The 17,204-nt window shown below is 61.7% G+C and carries 20 protein-coding genes; 10 read left to right on the forward strand and 10 right to left on the reverse strand.

Annotation, left to right across the window (positions count from 1 at the left end; genetic code table 11):
- Positions 1 to 29 precede the first annotated feature (29 nt).
- The 5 genes from AT959_RS02690 to AT959_RS02710 all read left to right on the forward strand — a co-directional run bounded on the left by AT959_RS02690 (position 30) and on the right by AT959_RS02710 (position 3,674).
- Complete coding sequence (locus AT959_RS02690; protein WP_066880314.1) at positions 30 to 308, forward strand: DnaJ domain-containing protein; 279 nt, start codon at positions 30 to 32, stop codon at positions 306 to 308.
- Positions 305 to 844 (forward strand): hypothetical protein, encoded by a 540-nt coding sequence (locus tag AT959_RS02695; RefSeq protein WP_066880316.1) that lies wholly within the window; start codon positions 305 to 307, stop codon positions 842 to 844. Before AT959_RS02690 ends, AT959_RS02695 begins: the two co-directional genes overlap by 4 nt.
- Positions 845 to 902: 58 nt before the next feature.
- Positions 903 to 1,658, forward strand: coding sequence for a hypothetical protein (locus tag AT959_RS02700; protein ID WP_066880317.1), 756 nt, complete (start codon positions 903 to 905; stop codon positions 1,656 to 1,658).
- 12 nt (positions 1,659 to 1,670) lie between these two features.
- Positions 1,671 to 2,912, forward strand: a complete 1,242-nt coding sequence (locus AT959_RS02705) for a hypothetical protein (RefSeq protein WP_066880319.1) — start codon at positions 1,671 to 1,673, stop codon at positions 2,910 to 2,912.
- 114 nt (positions 2,913 to 3,026) lie between these two features.
- Positions 3,027 to 3,674: a lipid-binding SYLF domain-containing protein gene (locus AT959_RS02710; RefSeq protein WP_066880321.1), complete on the forward strand. Its 648-nt coding sequence runs from the start codon at positions 3,027 to 3,029 to the stop codon at positions 3,672 to 3,674.
- 15 nt (positions 3,675 to 3,689) lie between these two features.
- Here AT959_RS02710 and cowN read toward each other — a convergent pair whose 3' ends face one another.
- From cowN to AT959_RS02730, 4 genes are all read right to left on the reverse strand, one after another.
- Positions 3,690 to 4,007, reverse strand: coding sequence for a N(2)-fixation sustaining protein CowN (gene cowN, locus AT959_RS02715; protein WP_066880323.1), 318 nt, complete (start codon positions 4,005 to 4,007; stop codon positions 3,690 to 3,692).
- A gap of 82 nt (positions 4,008 to 4,089) precedes the next feature.
- Entirely contained in the window at positions 4,090 to 4,746 is a 657-nt protein-coding gene (locus tag AT959_RS02720; RefSeq protein WP_066880325.1) for a Crp/Fnr family transcriptional regulator, read from the reverse strand.
- Between the two features lie 112 nt (positions 4,747 to 4,858).
- Entirely contained in the window at positions 4,859 to 5,707 is an 849-nt protein-coding gene (locus AT959_RS02725; protein WP_066880327.1) for a D-hexose-6-phosphate mutarotase, read from the reverse strand.
- Positions 5,691 to 6,050 (reverse strand): DUF3301 domain-containing protein, encoded by a 360-nt coding sequence (locus tag AT959_RS02730; protein ID WP_066880329.1) that lies wholly within the window; start codon positions 6,048 to 6,050, stop codon positions 5,691 to 5,693. The genes AT959_RS02725 and AT959_RS02730 overlap by 17 nt, the downstream gene beginning before the upstream one ends.
- Before the next feature lie 155 nt (positions 6,051 to 6,205).
- Between AT959_RS02730 and AT959_RS02735 the strand changes: the two genes are divergently transcribed.
- Positions 6,206 to 7,051 (forward strand): 23S rRNA (adenine(2030)-N(6))-methyltransferase RlmJ, encoded by an 846-nt coding sequence (locus tag AT959_RS02735; RefSeq protein WP_066880331.1) that lies wholly within the window; start codon positions 6,206 to 6,208, stop codon positions 7,049 to 7,051.
- A gap of 35 nt (positions 7,052 to 7,086) precedes the next feature.
- Here AT959_RS02735 and AT959_RS02740 read toward each other — a convergent pair whose 3' ends face one another.
- Together AT959_RS02740 and AT959_RS02745 are read right to left on the reverse strand one after the other, a co-directional pair.
- A complete protein-coding gene (locus AT959_RS02740) occupies positions 7,087 to 8,829 on the reverse strand; it encodes a sensor domain-containing diguanylate cyclase (protein WP_066880333.1) in 1,743 nt (580 codons plus the stop codon).
- 221 nt (positions 8,830 to 9,050) lie between these two features.
- On the reverse strand, positions 9,051 to 9,425 hold the full coding sequence (locus AT959_RS02745) for a nucleotide pyrophosphohydrolase (protein WP_066880335.1): 375 nt from the start codon (positions 9,423 to 9,425) through the stop codon (positions 9,051 to 9,053).
- A 106-nt stretch (positions 9,426 to 9,531) separates the two neighbouring features.
- Here AT959_RS02745 and AT959_RS02750 point away from each other — a divergent pair, with 106 nt between their 5' ends.
- Positions 9,532 to 10,776: a dicarboxylate/amino acid:cation symporter gene (locus AT959_RS02750; protein ID WP_066880337.1), complete on the forward strand. Its 1,245-nt coding sequence runs from the start codon at positions 9,532 to 9,534 to the stop codon at positions 10,774 to 10,776.
- A 4-nt stretch (positions 10,777 to 10,780) separates the two neighbouring features.
- On the opposite strand, the gene AT959_RS02755 is transcribed toward AT959_RS02750, so the two are convergent.
- From AT959_RS02755 to AT959_RS21545, 3 genes are read right to left on the reverse strand one after another with little or no spacing between them, the layout of a single operon-like run.
- Positions 10,781 to 11,317, reverse strand: coding sequence for a phage tail protein (locus tag AT959_RS02755; RefSeq protein WP_157651191.1), 537 nt, complete (start codon positions 11,315 to 11,317; stop codon positions 10,781 to 10,783).
- An 11-nt stretch (positions 11,318 to 11,328) separates the two neighbouring features.
- Positions 11,329 to 11,964, reverse strand: coding sequence for a glycoside hydrolase family 19 protein (locus AT959_RS02760; RefSeq protein ID WP_066880341.1), 636 nt, complete (start codon positions 11,962 to 11,964; stop codon positions 11,329 to 11,331).
- 26 nt (positions 11,965 to 11,990) lie between these two features.
- Positions 11,991 to 12,389 (reverse strand): hypothetical protein, encoded by a 399-nt coding sequence (locus AT959_RS21545; RefSeq protein ID WP_066880343.1) that lies wholly within the window; start codon positions 12,387 to 12,389, stop codon positions 11,991 to 11,993.
- 219 nt (positions 12,390 to 12,608) lie between these two features.
- Here AT959_RS21545 and AT959_RS02770 point away from each other — a divergent pair, with 219 nt between their 5' ends.
- Complete coding sequence (locus AT959_RS02770) at positions 12,609 to 13,130, forward strand: gamma carbonic anhydrase family protein (RefSeq protein WP_066880345.1); 522 nt, start codon at positions 12,609 to 12,611, stop codon at positions 13,128 to 13,130.
- Between the two features lie 47 nt (positions 13,131 to 13,177).
- Here AT959_RS02770 and fliW read toward each other — a convergent pair whose 3' ends face one another.
- Positions 13,178 to 13,621 carry a flagellar assembly protein FliW gene (fliW, locus tag AT959_RS02775; protein ID WP_066880347.1) on the reverse strand — a complete coding sequence of 148 codons (444 nt, stop codon included), beginning with the start codon at positions 13,619 to 13,621 and terminating at the stop codon, positions 13,178 to 13,180.
- Positions 13,622 to 13,741: 120 nt separating this feature from the next.
- Between fliW and AT959_RS02780 the strand changes: the two genes are divergently transcribed.
- Both AT959_RS02780 and blaOXA read left to right on the forward strand, forming a co-directional pair.
- Positions 13,742 to 16,060, forward strand: coding sequence for a Tex family protein (locus tag AT959_RS02780; RefSeq protein WP_066880348.1), 2,319 nt, complete (start codon positions 13,742 to 13,744; stop codon positions 16,058 to 16,060).
- Between the two features lie 227 nt (positions 16,061 to 16,287).
- Positions 16,288 to 17,085 carry a class D beta-lactamase gene (gene blaOXA / locus AT959_RS02785; RefSeq protein ID WP_066880350.1) on the forward strand — a complete coding sequence of 266 codons (798 nt, stop codon included), beginning with the start codon at positions 16,288 to 16,290 and terminating at the stop codon, positions 17,083 to 17,085.
- Positions 17,086 to 17,204 lie beyond the last annotated feature (119 nt).

Genomic DNA, 17,204 nt, shown 5'->3' on the forward strand with positions numbered 1-17,204 from the left:
TCGGCCAGCAAAATACAGACAAAGGCACTATGAAAGATTATTACGGACTACTGGGCGTCGCGCCGGACGCGAGCGTGGAGCACATCAAGACCGCCTACCGCAGGAAAGCGGCGCAGTTTCACCCCGACCGCAATCCGGAGCCGGATGCGGCGGCCAAATTCAGGGCCGTGCAGGAAGCCTACGAAGTCCTGACCGATACCGATCGGCGCAAGGTTTACGACGAAACCCGGCGCACGAGCTTGATTGATGAGCCCCTGGTGGTGGCGCGTGAAATCTGGACAAACTACTTGGGAAACATGCAAAAGTGAAAAAATCCTATTATTTTTCCGAACTGGCGTTTTCCTACGACGCCGAGATTCAGGACCTGCTGACCGACTCGGAAGGCAGCCCGGCGCTGAAAACCCGCTTGAAGGAAAAGCGCCAGGAATTGCAGTCGCTGTTGCCGATGATCGAGTTCTGCCCGGAAATGGTGGTGCCCGTTTTCTACAACGCCTTCTCCTTCGCCAATACCAAGGCGATGGCCGCTGCCGTGAACTGCGAGCCGGACGATGACGACTTCCCGACCTGGGACGCTCTCTCGGCCAGCCTGACGCTGGAAGCCTGGGCCGCCCCCTACCTCGCCGCCGTGTTGAGCGAAGGCGCCGGCGAATCCTTCATGGTGACCGCCGCCTGCCTGGAATACATTCGCCAGTTCGATACCGCCGCCCCCGTCGCCACGGCTGAAGAGGATGAGTCCGGTCGCGAGAAAGGCGACGACGAGGATGGCGACGACGACGATCGGGATCTCGGCGAGGCCGGCAACGACTGGCTGGCCGAACAGGGCTTCGATTCGCGCAATTCCTGAGCCGGCGCCAAGCCGCAGCAGAAGTACACAAAAATTCGAATTATTGACAGGGCATTTCATGACACATCCAGTTGTAACCAAGGCCTCCCAACTGATTCTGGCCGGCGATCTGAGCGGCGCGGAAACCGCGCTGGCCACCCTGGCCGACACCGAGGGCGACGACGCCCTGGTCACCGTCCTGAACGATGTGCCGCCGAAAGACCTGCTGGCGATCATGCGCGGCTTCGATGGCTCGAAGCAGTCGGTGGTCAACATGCTGGTCACCCCGGAGCAGTTCGCCCGCGCCGTCGTGCTCGAAGCGCGCTATCGCGACCAGACCCACGCCGCCCTGCACGGCATGATGAATGCCGTGATCTACCGCGACGAGGACATGACTGCCGAATACCTCGAAGCGATCGGCGAGATTGATGGCGGCTACGAGGCACTGACCAATTACTTCGCCGAGCGCGACGAAGAACTGCTCGACTTTGCGATGAGCGGCCAGTTCGCCGAAGACTTCAACAGCGACCGCGGCCTGGAATCGCGATCCATCTCCTGGCTGAACGAGAAGATCGAGGAAATCGACGAAGCCCTGCATGAAGGCAATTCGCTGACCAGTTCGCGCCCGAAAGTGCCGCGCGCCGAAATCGCCGACCATGACTGGATGGAAACGGCCTGGGTGCTGCGCTACGAATTGCCGGACATCTTCGAACAGATCGTCATCGCCCTGCGCGACCGCCTGGCCCATCACGTCGAGGATCTCGAAGAAGGCGTCGCGGCCGACCAGCAGCCGAGCCCGAAGGCGGCCGCCGAGGAAGAAGAATCGGCGCTGTAAGGGAGCGATGACGTGAAAAACTCAGTTGCCATTGCCGACCACCGTCCGTTCTTTGAAAAAGCCGTCCGCTACGGCCTGGAACACGGCCTGCTCAGCCGCGACCACCTGCAGAAGATCGAGGCCGACGCCCCCAAGGGAATCGTCCAGATCGCCGACCACTTCGGCACCGCCTATCTGCGCACCGATCTGGAAACGGCGGTGGCGCGGATGGCCAACCTGATCAGCCTGTATCTCGAAGACAGCACGAATGGCGACCTGCGTGCCGCCGCCCTCTCGCTGCGCGACAACACGCTGCTCTCGCATTCGCGCGGCGGCTCCGAGATGCTGAAGCGCCTGCACGCCATGCCCGGCGACACCAGCCTGCACGCCCGGCAGACCGACCCGGCCGCCCAGAAGTTTTTCGTCAACGAACGCAGCTTCGCCTTCCCGCTCAGCCTGACCACCTACCGGGCGCAAGTCAGCCAGTGCCAGGCCAACCAGCTGCGCATCGATTTCGCCCGCTGGCTGGCGCGGCGCCTGAATGCGCAGCCGGACGAGTACGAGAATTTCAGCGCCGAGGAAGTCATCCACTCCGCCATGCTGGTGCTTTACGTCGGCCCGAAAACGCTGGAAATGCCGTCGAAGACGCAGTTCGTCAAACTGGTCGAGGCGCTGCGCAAAAAGTCGTTCAAGTTCAAGGAAAGCAGCCTTGAGGCCTTTCTGCGCGAAGCGCCGGAAGCCTTTGCCGCACTGACCCGCCAGTCGCTGCAGGAATTCATCGCCAGCGCCCTGCCCCGCCTCAAGTCGGCCGACAAGTCAGTCGACGAAATCCTGCACGCCGAGGCGCAAGGCGCCTTCTTTGTCCGCGAAGTGCCGGAAGAGGATGTCGTCGCCTATGACAAGCTGGTCGCTCGCGAATGGGTCCGCATCACCAAGGGCGATGCCGACGACCCGGCGGTGCTCGCCACCATTTTCCTGAACGTCGCGACCGGCCAGCCGCCGAAGGCGGCCGCCCTGCTCAAGGAAGCGAAGGCAATCATCCAGGCCTTTCGCACCGACGGATTCGACTCGAACGCCGTGCTCGCCTTCATCGACGCCTACGCCCCCTTCGAACAACGGGATGGCCTGAAGGCGATGTGGGCGCAGGACCTGAAGCCGGATGCCGAAATTCACCTGGCCGACAACGATCCGCAAATGCCCGATGCCTACATGGAGCGGGCCCTGAAGTACTTCAAGCAGAACTGCGTCGGCAGCTGGAAGGGGAGCAGCCGCTAAGCCGACAAATTTATCGGGCATGCCGCATGGAGGCATGCAGGCTGTGTAAGATGGCGGCATCCCGGCCTCGAATCAGCCCTCTTGGCCGGCCGACTTACTGAGAGGTAATCGCCCATGAAAGCTCAAGCATCCCTGCTGCTCACTGCTGCTTTTCTGTTCGCCAGCCAGCCCTTGCTGGCAGAAGAAAGCCAAAAGGAAACCGGCGCCGAGGAGTCGCCGACCAGTTCGCTCAGCGCCGAGGAGCAACAGAAAGGCCGCGACAGTATCCGCCAGATGCGCGACGAGACCCTGGAGCGATTGTTCAAGGCTCACCCCAAGGCCCGTGAGGAAATCCGGAAAGCGGTCGGCTATGCCGTCTTCGACGCCTCGCAATCCAACATCATTCTGCTGGTCACCGGCCATGGCGTCGGTGTTGCGGTCGACAATGCCAGCAAGCAGGAAACCTTCATGAAAATGGCCCGCCTCGGCACCGGCCCGGGCCTCGGCTACAAGAGCTACAAGCAGGTTCTGATCTTCAAGGACAAGACCCTGTTCAAGACCTTCGGCACGGTCGGTGCCGACGTTTCGGCGAGCGGCGATGCGACGCTCAAGCTGAAGGACAAAGGCGACAACCTGGTCCTCGACGGCACGGTCTCCTTCAATCCCCTGCTCTCGGTGTACCAGATGACCGACCGCGGCGCCCTGTTGCAGGCGAACTGGGGCGGCGTCGGCTATCTACCCGACGGTAACCTCAACAAACCAGTCAAGGCAGCCGTCAAGTAAGACGACGAGCAGCGGTCAGCAGCACTCCTCCTCGACCTGCGTCAGCAAAGTCAGCGCTTCGCCGTCGGCACAGCTTTCAAACAACTCCCGGATCTGGTTGATATACGAATGGACGAGAAACAGATCGTCCGGCACCGGGCCGCTGCGCGGCTGGCGCTTGGCCATGAAATATTCCCAGAATGAGCGGTCCGGCCCGGCCTCGGGCAGATTGCGCTCAATTAGAAGCATCACGCGGCGGGCATTGCCGGCACAATCGATCCCGTCGAACGTCGTGTAACGGTCGGTTTTCCTGCCACAACCGCAGTCGGCAGACGCCAGTTGAATCTCTTCCATGCTGCACTCCGTAAGAACAAACCGAAGCGCACTGTAGCGTTTTGCCGCCAGGCTTTCCGTCGGCTGGCCGACGTTTTTTTGGTCAGGCCGCGGGATCGGGGCAGCGCTCGGCCAGGGCGGCCAGCGAGCAGACCAGCAGACGCCGGCGGCCCTGCCGTTGCAGTACGCCTTCGCGAGTCCATTGGTTGATCAGCAGTGAGACGGTTTGCCGCGTCGTGCCGAGCAGGCTGGCGATGTCTTCCATACCGAGATCGAGCGGAATCAGCCAGCCCTCGTCGGTGACGATGCCTCGCCGGTCGGCCAACCCGAGCAGAAAGCGGGCGAGGCGGGCCGGCACTTCGCGGAAAGCCAGGTCCTCGACCAGGTTGACCGCATTGGCTAGCAAGCGGCCGAGCACCCGCATCATCACCGGCGTGATCGACGGATCGGTGGCCAGTTTGCGGGCAAAGGCCGCCGTCTCCATCAAGAGCAATGTGCTGGGCGCCACCGCTTCGACATAGGTCGGTGTGTGCGTGGTGTAGATATCGCCAGGCTCAAGAAAACTGAGGCTCAGTTCGCGGTTCTCACCGGCCAGATAGACGCGCAAACGGCCGCTGTGCACGATGAAAACCTGATCCCGGCGGACTGTCGGCGTCGACAACAGGCAGCCCTTGGCCAACTCCCGACGCTCGAAGCCGAGTTGCGAGAATTGCGCCAGCGCATCGCGCGAATGATGAGGGGAGTGAGGGGCGGCATCCATACTTCAGCGCAAGCAAAAGCAGGACCACGCCCCCGGGCCAGCAGAATCAGGGACTTGGCAGCGCTCGCCGGGTCAGCATTGCGACAAAGCCGACACTGCCGGCCGCCCCGGCTTACACGGCGACCAGCGTCTGCCGGCCGTACCACTCCTCGCCGGCCGGCAACTGCACCGGCTCGCGCACGGCCGCCGCCTCGACGCACAGCATGTGCCGCCAGCCATCCACCGGCATGTCCTTGAGTTCGGCGCAGCGCTCGACCCAGGGATTCCAGACCACGACATCGGGAAAGCCCTGGCTCTGGATACCCAGGCTGAGATTGCCGGCCTTCAGCAACTGCGGGCGCTTGACGTCGAAATAGACGCGGTCGACCTCGCTTTCGACGACCAATTCGGTACCGGTTTCGCGCCGCTCCGCATCACCATTGACCGCATCGCGGTAGTCGTAGCCGTACAGTCCCTCGATTGCGGCATCCTCGACCTGGGTCACCCGCAGGTACGAATGCAAGGCCCCGGTGAACGCGAAGGGCGCCCCCCCGGTATTGGTGATACTCAATTCGATGTCGATGCGGTCGGCTTCCAGCATCAGCGTCAGTTCGGCGAGAAAGCTGTGCGGCCAGAGGGCACGGGTTGCCTCGTCATCGGCCAATTCCAGCGTGACCAGGGCGTAATCGTCACCGCAACGTTCGGCATTGACCGTCCATTCGCGGTTGCGCACGAAACCGTGCTTGGGCAGGTCGCCGGTATTGGCAAACTGCGGAAAGCAGACCGGAATGCCGCCGCGAATCGCGACGCTGCCATCGAAGACGGCCCGCTCGGAAAGAAACAGGCGCTCGCGGCCATCCGGCGTTTTCCAGGAAAGCACCTGGGCACCCAACTTGCTGATAATGGCGACCGAGCCCTTCGGCCCGTTCAAACGCAGGGCGGCGATGCCGTGAAATTCGATTGCTTCAATGGAAGGTGTCATGAGAATTCGGTGATTGGGTGGCCGACGGGACCACGTAAAGGTTGGGGCGAACGTGCAGCATCTCGACGCGGTGACCGAGCATGCTGACGCTGCCGGAACGCCGGTTGTCGCCGGTGTCGCTATATTCGAAGCTGTAGATGCGACGCAATTGAAGACGGCCCTCGTCATCGCGGGCCAGCCGGAAGCTGCTGATGACGACGGTTTCATCGAGAAACTGCAGACCTTCCTCAGCGCAGGCCTGCTGCGCTGCCTGCATGCCGATTTCGCGCGTTTTCAGGCTGTCGAGCCACAGCCAGACGCCCCCCAGCAGCAGAATGAGGGCGAGTAATTCGTAGAGGTCCATCGGCCAAGTATACGCAAGCTCGGCCAAAGCTCACAGAAATTGCCGGCAAATCGGTTGGCCGCGCCTCGCCCCGGCCAATCGAAAAATGCATTGAAGCCGGCGAAGGGCTAAAATTCTTCGCTCTGGATCCATTTCCCCTCTAAGTTCCCCGCCCAATGCTCAGTTATCGTCATGCCTTTCACGCCGGCAACCATGCCGACGTGCTGAAACACCTCATCCTGATCCAGATCGCCGAATACATGGGCGAGAAACCGGCGCCATTCTGGATCATCGATACCCACGCCGGGGCCGGCCGCTATGCGCTGGAATCAGCCCACGCCAGCAAGCTCGGCGAATATCGCGACGGCGTCGGCCGTCTGTGGGAGGCCAAGGGCCTGCCGCCGGCGGCGCAAAATTATCTGGATTTCGTCAAGATGCTCAACCCGGATGGCCAGTTGCGCCACTATCCGGGCTCGCCGTGGCTGGCCAGCCAGTTGCTGCGCGAAAGTGATCGCCTGCGCCTCTACGAACTGCACAGCACCGATCTCAAGCTGCTGCAGGAGTGTTTCAAGACGGCCGGGCGCCAGGTCACCGTCAATGCCACCGACGGCTTCGTCGGCCTGAAAGCCATCCTGCCGCCGCCACCGCGCCGCGCCTTGGTCCTCATCGACCCGTCCTACGAGACGAAGAGCGATTACACCAACGTGGTCAAGGGCCTGCAGGAAGCATTGAAGCGTTTTGCCACCGGCACCTATGCCCTGTGGTACCCGATGTTGTCCAAGCTGGAGTCCCGGCAACTGCCGGCCAAGCTGAAAGGTCTGGGCGCCACCAACTGGCTGCATGCGACGCTGGAAGTCTGCGCCCCGTCGAAAGACGGCTTCGGCATGAACGGCAGCGGCATGTTCATCATCAACCCGCCATGGACGCTGGAAAAGAAACTGCACGAAACGCTGCCTCAATTGGCCAAACTGCTGGCCCAGGGTGACGGCGCCAAATACACCCTGGAAAGCCAGTCGGCCTGACGCTACGGCCGGGCTGACCGCCCGGCCCGCTTTGCTCAGGCGCTCGCCTTCTCCAGCCGGCGGCCCTTCCGCTCGTACATATCGCGGTCGCCGTGCTTGATCAACTGCTCAGCGGTGTCACCATCCTCCGGGTAGAAGGCCATCCCGACCGCGCCACCGGTCGGCATGCCAGCCGGCAGCAGCGACAGATCGACCGTCTGCAGCGGCTGGCTCAGCGCCACCTCGACTTGCCGACGAACCTGCTCGGCAATTTCCCTTGACGGAATATTGTTGATCATCAGCACGAACTCGTCGCCGGCATAACGGGCGACGCGGTCGTCGGACCGGGTCGCATCGCGCAGGCGCTGGCTGATTTCGAGCAGTGTCCGATCGCCGGCATCGTGACCGAAATGGTCGTTGATCAGCTTGAAGTTGTTGAGATCGACGAAGAGCACGGCAAACGACTTGGCATCCCCGGCCCGGCGCCCGCACTGAATGCGCCGGCGGATCTGGCGCAGCATGACATCCCGGTTATCGAGGCCGGTCAGCGCGTCGGTACGCAGGCGGTGCTGCATCTCGCGGAAGGTATTGGCCAGGACGCCAATTTCATCGTTACGCTGTACATCGAGCGCAACTTCCAGGCGCCCTTCGCCGACTTCCTCTGCAGCCCGGGTCAGGCGCCGCAGGTCGCGACCGACCCATTCGAGCACGCCCAGGCCGAGCATCACGGCGGCCACGGCCGCCAGCAGGCCGATCAGCGCGGCACGCTGGATGTTGGCGGTCACCCCTTGCATGAAATCGCTGCGTGGCACCGCCACGGCAATGATCCAGTCCAGCCCGGCATCGTCGCGAACACGGTCGAAAGCCAGTTCGACTGCCTCATTGTTCGGACCGTCGAAGCGCCGGTTGATCGGGCTGTCGATCCGCGGCGCCGTCGCCAGGTGTTGCTGCACCTCGGCATAGGCCGCCCGCTGCAGCGCGCTGTCGCTATCCGCCGCGTTGATCCGGGCGCTGGTGCCGTCCGGCTGGAGGGCGATATTCGGGCTGCGCGAAGAAGCGATCAGCTTGCCGTCCGGCTCGATGATGAAGGCCACCGCATTGATGCTGACGCTGAGCCGGCGGACAAACTCGTTGAGCCGCTTGAGCGACAGGTCGGTGGCGACGACGCCCTGAAAGTCGCCCTGCCCGTCGAGAACGCGGCGCGCCCGCGTCGCGACCAGTTCGGCGTTGCGAAAATCGATGTAAATCGATGTCCAGGTATGGGAATTGTTGCTTTCGCCGGCCTTGTACCAGGGGCGGGCGCGCGGTTCGAACATTTTTTCTTCGTTGTCTGGTGCCGACAGCGCACCGTTGATCCCCGAAAAGCGGTAAATCTGACGCGGCTTTTCGGCCTGGCGCTTGATCCGCAACTCGGCGTCCTGCCCATTGAAGCGCCATAAGCCGAAGAACTCGCCGCGCAGGTTGCCGTAATAGACATAGTTGTTCGGGTCCAGATGCAGCGAAGTGGCGATCCAGAAGCGCGTCCGCAAGGTATCCAGTTCGCCGACGATCGAATCGGGCGCTGCCATACCATTCGGGAAGGCCGCTTCGAGGACGGCGCCCGACCCGACCACATGCCGGTCAATGGCCTGCCCGATGCGGGCGACCGTTTCGAGCAGCAGGTGATTGGCCACGGTATCGACCGTCTGGCTGCCGGTGCGGTAGGAGAGGCCGCCAATCAGCAGGGCGACACTGAAGACCAGCGCGATATACGGCAGCGTCAGCCACTGGCGCAGGGATAAATAATTGAACAGGCTCATCGCAAGAGGAACTTCAGGGCGGGGAGAATCGATACTTGCCGTCGATGGCAAGCCGTTGGCGGCGTTATCCTGGCCGGGCGAAAAATCCCATTTCGGGCGCACGCCCCGCCAAGCGACCGGCATTATCGCAGTTAAATGGCATAGATGACGAATGAAAATTCGGTCTAGCCAATTCGAGCTACCCACCTCAGCAGGGCGGCTCGCCACCTCCGCCGCCGAAATCAGCGGCTTTTGGTTGCCGTGCCCAGCTCCGTATATTTCGCCCGCGAGCCGTAGGCCTGGTCCACCGGGTACTTGGCGGCATTCTTGAGCAATTTGGCGCGCGCCGCTTCGGCCAGGTCGATGCCGGCCGTATCGGCGATCAGCAGCAGGTAAAGCAGAATATCGGCGCATTCGTCGCGCAGCGCTTCGGCGCTTTTCGCCTCGGCCGGCAAGGCGTCGATTTCGGCATCGCTTTTCCACTGCGTCAATTCGAGCAATTCGGCGGCTTCGAGATTGAGCGAGGTAATCAGGTTGCGCAGCGAATGGAACTGCCGCCAGTCGCGGGCATCGCGAAATTCCAGCAGTGCTGCGGTCAACCCGGCAAAATCGTTCAATTTCAGCTCCCCGTCGAATGCCGGCCATGATGCCAGCCTGCGCCCGGCGCGGCAATGCAACACCGGGCAGCTAGAATACGGCCGACTTGTTCATAGAAAAACAACCATGCCCCGCCTCTCACTGAATAGCCAGATCCTGATCGGTTGCCTGCTCGGCATTGCCGGTGGCCTCTGGCTGAATATTGCTGGATCGGCAGCGCTGCGTCAGGACACCCTGTATGGCGCCAAGCTGGTCGGCACCCTGTTTCTCGACCTGCTGCGCATGGTGCTGGTGCCGCTGATCTTCGCCTCGATTGTCGTCGGCGTCGCCAATCTGCGCGCCAACCAGAAGATGCACCGGGTCTGGATCACGACCCTCGCCTTCTTCGGCCTGTCGATGGCGCTGGCCATCCTGATCGGCTTCGGCGCGGCGCACCTGTTCGAGCCGGGCAAAGGCATGCAACTGGAGATGTTTGCCGAGGCCACCAGGAATTTTCAGGCGCGACAGATGCCGCTGCCGGAATATATCGCCCAGTTCCTCCACGGCCTGTTCCAGAATCCGTTCAAGGCACTGGCCCAGGGGGATATGCTGGCCATTGTCATCATCGCCCTCTTTCTCGGCATTGCGCTGGTCGTCGGCGGCGAGCGCTATCGCAACCTGCGCCTGCTGATCCAGGAGTTGCAGGAACTCTGCCTGATGATCGTCGGCTGGATCATGCGCCTGGCGCCGCTCGGTATCGCCGCCCTGCTGCTGCAACTGGTCGCCAGCCAGAACGCCGCCCTGCTCGGCAGCCTGCTCCACTTCATCGGCGTTGTCATCGGCAGCACGCTGTTCCACGGCGTCATCGTCCTGCCGCTGCTGCTCTACATCGTGACCCGCATGTCGCCGTTACACTTCTGGCGCGGCGCCCGTGAAGCGCTGATCACCGCCTTTGCCACCAGTTCAAGTTCGGCCACGCTACCCATCACGTTGCGCTGCACCGAGCAGCATCTACACGTCAAAAAGGATATCGCCAACTTCGTCGTGCCGCTCGGCGCCACTCTCAACATGGATGGCACGGCCTTGTACGAAGCGGCGGCCGCCCTCTTCGTCGCCCGCCTGGCCGGCATCGAACTCGACATCGCCAGTCAGGCGATCATCTTCCTGGTCGCCATGCTCGGCGCCATCGGCGCCCCCGGCATCCCGAGCGTCGGCATGCTGAGCATGGTGCTGGTTCTCGAGTCGGTCGGCCTGCCCAGTGCCGCCATCGCCATCCTGCTACCGATCGACCGCATCCTTGACACTGTCCGGACCGCCGTCAATGTCGAGGGCGACATGGTCGGCAGCCTGATCGTTCAGCGCCTGAGCGGGAGCGATACGGTCGCCGCCTGAGACTTCATTCCATTTCGAAACGGTCGAAGGCAACTTCCAGGGATTCCATCAGCGGCTCCAAGCCCAGCGCATTCAGGGGCGAGACTTGATAATTAACCGGTCTCGCCTGCAAGAACTTCCAGATCAGTACGACCTCGCTACGATCTTCGTTGAGCAGTTTCACAGTGATGGTGCGGGTCGCCTTGATGTCCTGGTTACGCAAGGCATTCCACCACTGGTACCAAAGCAGGGAGCCGATCACGCCGCGGCGCAGCAACAGGTTGCCGTAGCGGGTCAGCGTCTGGAGCTTACGTGGTTGCGACTCCTTGTCGTTGCCGTTGCGGTAATCCAGCATCTGCACACGGGCTTCGGGAAAAACCACCTCGCACAACCCGCTTTCCGGCCCGAACTCATCGCCATTGCCCAGATCGACGACAAAATTGATGCCCGTATAGGGCTTTTCCCGGAAGATCGCCATTTGTTTTTCCTCTTTACTTGGATTAGTCACAACCGACGGGCGACGCCCCGCCGCCGAGGCGGATAAAGCAGCTGGTTTTTTCATGGCCCGGGCCATCAGGCGAGCTGACGCTCAAGTGCATTGAGCAGCGCCAGCCGTTCTTTCAAGCCCTGCGTACCACCGTTAATGGAGCGGGTAATGACTGTAAAATCCTCGAGGTCGTCATCGCCGGTCCGGTCGTCGGCCAGCGCATTCAAACCCCGTGAGTTCCAGAACCAGGCGGCGCTGAGGGCGGCATACTGCGGCTGGATGAGCAGCCCCGGGTCATTCAGCAGATCGAGGCCGAGCGCCTTGGCGCAGGCGGCGTAATTGCTCCGCCCGGTGACCTGAATCAGCCCGCGACCGCGGTACTTGTAGCCGTCGCCGGAGCGCGCATCGCCGTTGCCGAGACGATTGGCATAGACATAATTTGCCAGGCGCTCCTCGTTCTTGACGTAAGGGGCGGCAATTGCCTCGCTCGGAAAGCGCTTCGGCCAGACCTTCATTAGGCGTTGCGGGGTCGTGTAATAGAGGCTTTCGACCAGGCGGTTGAACTGCCCCGACTCGTGCCCCGTCTGCGCCAGAAAGCTGGCGATGCGAGCCGGCGTGTTGATCTCGTAATGCTGCATGGCGGCCGATAGCACCGGCGCCCAGCCGGCCGGGTCGCGGCAGAGTGGCAGTGCATTGCGGATGACTTGCTCGCTGATCTGCATGGTTTTCTCCTCCGGTCGTCTGGTAATCAACGGCCGAGACGCTGCATCAGCAAGGCGTACTCGGCCGGACTTTGCTCCTTCAGGCGTTCGATATCGTCGGCGATGCTGCGCGCCGTGGCGGCGAATTCCTTTTTCTTCAGCGTCTCGATATCGTCATGAATCTGGCGCAGATCTTTAAGCGACTTCGTCACCTTGGCCGAGTCGATCTTGCCCTTCGCGCTCAACTCAAGCAGGACTTCGGTAATCAGCCCGAGCTGCTTGCCGTAGGAGGCGCGCTCGAAAGCCTTTTTTTCGATCCGGGCCACGCCAGAAGTTGGCAATATCGCGTCGAAAAACCAGTTGGTATTCGGCTCGATCTGCTGGGCAACGCTGCCGCTCCACGGGTAATGCAACTGCGGAGACCAAATCCAGAACCAGGGAATCATCGTGTTCTCCTCTTCGGCAGAGCGACTTGAATCAGGCACACCGAGCCGGCGGCCCCGTCGTTTGAGCTTAGGAAACGAAGGCGAAAATGTCCAAGGAATAAAATGGCCGGGGCGACTGAAAGTTCATCCGCTTGGGTCCGCATCCGCAGCCGCCGTAGAATCGGGTCATGCCTGCGGTCGACGCCGCAAAATGGCCAATTTTCAGAAAATGGAGACGACATGCCCCTGTTCCGCCTCGGCGACAAACAGCCCCAACTCGGTGAAAACGCCTGGGTTGCCCCCAATGCGACGGTGATCGGCGACATCCGGCTCGGTGCCAACGCTTCGATCTGGTTCAACGCCACGCTGCGCGGCGACAACGATCCGATTCACATCGGCGCCAACACCAATATCCAGGATGGCTCCGTGCTGCATACCGACGAAGGGGTGCCGATGCGCATCGGCAACAACGTCACCGTCGGCCATCTCGTCATGCTGCACGGCTGCACGGTCGGCGACGGCAGTCTGATCGGGATCGGCTCGGTGATCCTCAACCGGGCGGTAATCGGCAAGGGTTGCATCGTTGGCGCCAACACGCTGATCCCGGAAGGCAAGGTCTTCCCCGACCGCGTGCTGATCGTCGGCTCGCCGGGCAAGGTGGTGCGCGAACTGAGCGACGCCGAAGTCGCCAATCTGCAAAAGTCAGCCGAACACTATGTCGATAACGCCAGCCGTTACCGTACGACGCTGACGCCGCTGTAAACGACAACGCGGGGCCGCAGCCCCGCATTTTCAAGCGCGGTCGAGGTTCAGACGGCGCTCGACAGATTGGACAGCGTGATGTTCGGCCGCAGCGATTCCATCACCTTCTGCAGGCCGACCCGGGCCCGCGTGTTGATGACCAGCGGCGCCCGCAGATTGGGGCTGATCACCGCCTTGCCATCGACTTCCTTCTTGAACAGCAACTGCATCACCGCGATGTCCTCGGTCGCCGGCGACTGCAGCAGCGCATTCTCGGCATCGCTCAACAGCAGTTCATAATTGAAGCCCAGCGTTGCCGGATCGACGATCTGGAAGGCCAGGTTGGGATCGTCCAGCGACTGCAGCGTGAAACTGGCCGCCTCGGCCTTGTCGTCTTCGTGGACCAGCGTGTAGCGCTTGCTTTCCTCGAAGCCGACCAGGCCGCTCGGGAAGTTGATGACTTTTTCCGGACTGATTTCTACGGCGCCGAACAAATAGGTTTCAACTTTCATCTTGTTCCTCCTTGTCATTGAAATACTTCTGCTCAGCATGCTACACCAATGAAACGCTGTTGTATTTTCGGCCCGGATTGCGCATAGTTCACCCCCCTTTTTTGCTGCACTGCCGCACCCATGCTGCCACCGATAGAACATCGCATCGCCATCGAGCTGGGCGTCCGCCCGGCCCAGGTCAACGCCGCCATCGCCCTGCTCGACGAAGGCGCCACCGTGCCCTTCATCTCGCGCTACCGCAAGGAGGCCACCGACGGCCTGGACGACACCCAGCTGCGCAACCTTGAAGAACGCCTGACCTATCTGCGCGACCTGGAAGACCGCCGCAGCGCCATCCTGGCCAGCATTGAGGAACAGGGCAAGCTGACGCCGGAACTGAAGGCCGAGATTGGCGATGCCGAAACCAAGCAGCGTCTGGAAGACTTGTACCTGCCATACAAGCAGAAACGCCGGACCAAGGCCCAGATCGCCCGCGAAGCCGGCATCGAGCCGCTGGCGCTGGGCCTGCTCGAAGACCCAAACCTGACGCCGGATGACGAAGCCGAGAAGTTCATCAACGCCGAGGCCGGCTTTGCCGACGCCCGCGCAGTGCTCGACGGCGCCCGCCAGATCCTGATGGAAAAGTTCGCCGAAGACGCCCTGCTGCTGCAAACCTTGCGCGAATACCTCAACGAACACGGCCACGTCCGGTCGACCGTCGTCGAAGGCAAGGAAACCGAAGGCGCCAAGTTCCGCGACTGGTTCGACTTCGCCGAGCCGATTGCCAGCATGCCCTCGCACCGCGCACTGGCCCTGCTCCGCGGTCGCAACGAAGGCATGCTGCAGGTCGCGCTGGTGCTCGATTCCGAACTCGACGAAGAAAACATCAAGCCCGGCCCCAATCCGTGCGAGCAGCGCATCGCCGCCCGCTTCGGCATCAAGGCGCAGAGCCGCCCGGCCGACAAGTGGCTGGCCGACACCGTGCGCTGGACCTGGAAGGTCAAGGTCTATACCCACCTCGAACTCGAACTGATGAACGAGCTGCGCGAACGGGCCGAGGAGGAAGCGATCCGCGTCTTTGGCCGCAACCTGAAGGACCTGCTGCTCGCCGCCCCGGCCGGCCAGCACGTCACGATGGGCATCGACCCGGGCATCCGCACCGGCTGCAAGATCGCCATCGTCGACGCCACCGGCAAGATGCTCGACCACGCCACCATCTACCCGCACGAGCCGCGCTGCGACTGGGACGGCTCACTGGCCACCATCGCCCGCCTCGCCGCCAAGCATCAGGTCACCCTGGTTGCCATCGGCAACGGCACGGCCAGCCGCGAAACCGACAAGCTGGTACAGGACGTCATGAAGCGCTACCCGGAAGCGCGGCTGACCAAGATCGTCGTCTCGGAAGCCGGTGCCTCGGTCTATTCCGCCTCCGAATTCGCCGCCAAGGAATTCCCCGATCTCGACGTCTCGATCCGTGGCGCCGTGTCGATTGCCCGCCGCCTGCAAGACCCGCTGGCCGAACTGGTCAAGATCGAGCCGAAGTCGATCGGCGTCGGCCAGTACCAGCACGACGTCTCGCAGACCAAGCTGGCGCGCAACCTTGATGCCGTCGTCGAAGACTGCGTCAATGCGGTGGGCGTCGACGTCAACACCGCCTCGATTCCGCTGCTCACCCGCATCTCCGGACTGAACGCCGGGCTGGCCGCCAACATTGTCAGCTACCGCGACAGCAACGGCGCCTTCAAGAGCCGCAACGACCTGAAGAAAGTGCCGCGCCTCGGCGACAAGACTTTCGAACAGGCCGCCGGCTTCCTGCGCGTTCCGAACGGCGACAACCCGCTCGACAGCTCTTCGGTGCACCCGGAAGCCTATCCGGTCGTCGAGAAAATCATTGTCGACCTGAAGAAGTCGATCAAGGAAATCCTCGGCGACAGCCGCGCCCTGAAAGGCCTCAACCCGGCCAAATACACCGACGAGCGCTTCGGTCTGCCGACCGTGCAGGACATTTTCAAGGAACTGGAAAAACCGGGCCGCGACCCGCGCCCCGAGTTCAAGACGGCGACCTTCGCCGATGGCGTCGAAAAGGTCGGCGACCTGCGGCCGGGGATGATCCTCGAAGGCGTCGTCACCAACGTCGCGGCCTTCGGCGCCTTCGTCGATATCGGCGTCCATCAGGACGGCCTGGTGCACGTCTCTGCACTGTCCAACACCTTCGTCAAGGACCCGCACGAAGTGGTCAAGGCCGGCCAGATCGTCAAGGTCAAGGTGCTCGAAGTCGACCTGCAACGCCAGCGCATCGCGCTGACCATGCGCATGGGCGACGAACCGACCCAGGCCAAACGCCACGACAACGCCCCGGCCAGCCGCGGTGCCGCGAACCCTCGCCAACAACAAAGGAGCAGCGGCCCGGCCCCGTCCGGCAACGCGATGGCCGCCGCCTTCGCCAAGCTGAAGAAGTAAGCGCTACGCCCCGGGGTGGAAAGACTACCCCTGCGGTCGACCGGTAAAATCGGCAAAAAGCAAAAAGGCGGCTAAAAAGTCGCCTTTTTGCCTGTCAGTGTTCATTGACGATTTGCGGTGGCTAGCGCTTTCGACCCAATACCGCCGGTTGCAATTCACAGGCAGCGCGACCGGAATCTGGTACCGACCAGTCATTCGAGCTTGGTTAGACAACTACAATTAGCACAATGAATCGACGTAGCCTTATTCTCTTTGTCCTATCAACCGTCCTTGCGTTTGGGGCGCTCGCGGCCCCTACTTCACAAGAGCGCGCAGACTGGTCCCGTTTCTTTGCCGAAGCTGAGGCACAAGGCACCATCGTTGTCCTGGACAACCGCAACGGGAAGGACGTAGCGTTCGTTTACGACGCGGAGCGCGCAGCTCGTCGCTACTCGCCGGCTTCAACCTTCAAAATTCCTCACAGCTTGTTTGCTCTTGACGCGGGAATTCTCCGTGATGAGTTCCAGGTAATCCCGTGGGATGGTATCAAGCGTTCGACAGAGGCGTGGAATGAGGACCAGAACCTACGCTCCGCGATGCGTAATTCGACTGTCTGGGTCTACGAACGATTTGCTAGACAGCTTGGCGATGCGCGTGAAATTGAGTACATGCGAAAGATTGCATATGGCAACGCAGTTGCTGAAGGCAGCAAACCTTTCTGGGTCGAAGGCGACCTAGCAATTTCGGCAAATGAACAGATATCGTTTTTGGGTCATCTCTATCGTAATGAACTGCCATTCCGGGTCGAGCATCAGCGACTCGTCAAGGACGTGATGGTGAATGAGGCCGGCCGTGATTGGATACTGCGGGCCAAGACCGGCTGGAGTGGAAAAATTGGCTGGTGGGTAGGCTGGGTCGAGTGGCCAACTGGACCGGTATTTTTCGCACTGAACATCGACACGCCGAACAGATTAAATGACCTCTCAAAGCGGCAAGAGATTACGCGCAACATACTTCGCTCCATCAAGGCTCTGCCACCGTCTTGATGGGCCATGGCGACGCTCAGGCTCAGGTTCGTCGGTTAGCGGTGAAGTAAATAGCAAAATACCGGAACTCCACCCGGTTTCTCCAGCCTAATAATTATCAGCAAGATGAATCGCATCAG

The organism is Dechloromonas denitrificans, assembly GCF_001551835.1.
GTDB lineage: Bacteria > Pseudomonadota > Gammaproteobacteria > Burkholderiales > Rhodocyclaceae > Azonexus > Azonexus denitrificans.

Bases quoted from the DNA above. Each gene is read 5' to 3' on its own strand.
- AT959_RS02690 (WP_066880314.1), top strand. From the start codon at position 30: ATGAAAGATTATTACGGACTACTGGGCGTCGCGCCGGACGCGAGCGTG.
- AT959_RS02700 (WP_066880317.1), top strand. From the start codon at position 903: ATGACACATCCAGTTGTAACCAAGGCCTCCCAACTGATTCTGGCCGGC.
- AT959_RS02710 (WP_066880321.1), top strand. From the start codon at position 3,027: ATGAAAGCTCAAGCATCCCTGCTGCTCACTGCTGCTTTTCTGTTCGCC.
- cowN (WP_066880323.1), bottom strand. From the start codon at position 4,007: ATGGAAGAGATTCAACTGGCGTCTGCCGACTGCGGTTGTGGCAGGAAA.
- AT959_RS02720 (WP_066880325.1), bottom strand. From the start codon at position 4,746: ATGGATGCCGCCCCTCACTCCCCTCATCATTCGCGCGATGCGCTGGCG.
- AT959_RS02725 (WP_066880327.1), bottom strand. From the start codon at position 5,707: ATGACACCTTCCATTGAAGCAATCGAATTTCACGGCATCGCCGCCCTG.
- AT959_RS02730 (WP_066880329.1), bottom strand. From the start codon at position 6,050: ATGGACCTCTACGAATTACTCGCCCTCATTCTGCTGCTGGGGGGCGTC.
- AT959_RS02735 (WP_066880331.1), top strand. From the start codon at position 6,206: ATGCTCAGTTATCGTCATGCCTTTCACGCCGGCAACCATGCCGACGTG.
- AT959_RS02740 (WP_066880333.1), bottom strand. From the start codon at position 8,829: ATGAGCCTGTTCAATTATTTATCCCTGCGCCAGTGGCTGACGCTGCCG.
- AT959_RS02750 (WP_066880337.1), top strand. From the start codon at position 9,532: ATGCCCCGCCTCTCACTGAATAGCCAGATCCTGATCGGTTGCCTGCTC.
- AT959_RS02755 (WP_157651191.1), bottom strand. From the start codon at position 11,317: ATGAAAAAACCAGCTGCTTTATCCGCCTCGGCGGCGGGGCGTCGCCCG.
- AT959_RS02760 (WP_066880341.1), bottom strand. From the start codon at position 11,964: ATGCAGATCAGCGAGCAAGTCATCCGCAATGCACTGCCACTCTGCCGC.
- AT959_RS21545 (WP_066880343.1), bottom strand. From the start codon at position 12,389: ATGATTCCCTGGTTCTGGATTTGGTCTCCGCAGTTGCATTACCCGTGG.
- AT959_RS02770 (WP_066880345.1), top strand. From the start codon at position 12,609: ATGCCCCTGTTCCGCCTCGGCGACAAACAGCCCCAACTCGGTGAAAAC.
- fliW (WP_066880347.1), bottom strand. From the start codon at position 13,621: ATGAAAGTTGAAACCTATTTGTTCGGCGCCGTAGAAATCAGTCCGGAA.
- AT959_RS02780 (WP_066880348.1), top strand. From the start codon at position 13,742: ATGCTGCCACCGATAGAACATCGCATCGCCATCGAGCTGGGCGTCCGC.
- blaOXA (WP_066880350.1), top strand. From the start codon at position 16,288: ATGAATCGACGTAGCCTTATTCTCTTTGTCCTATCAACCGTCCTTGCG.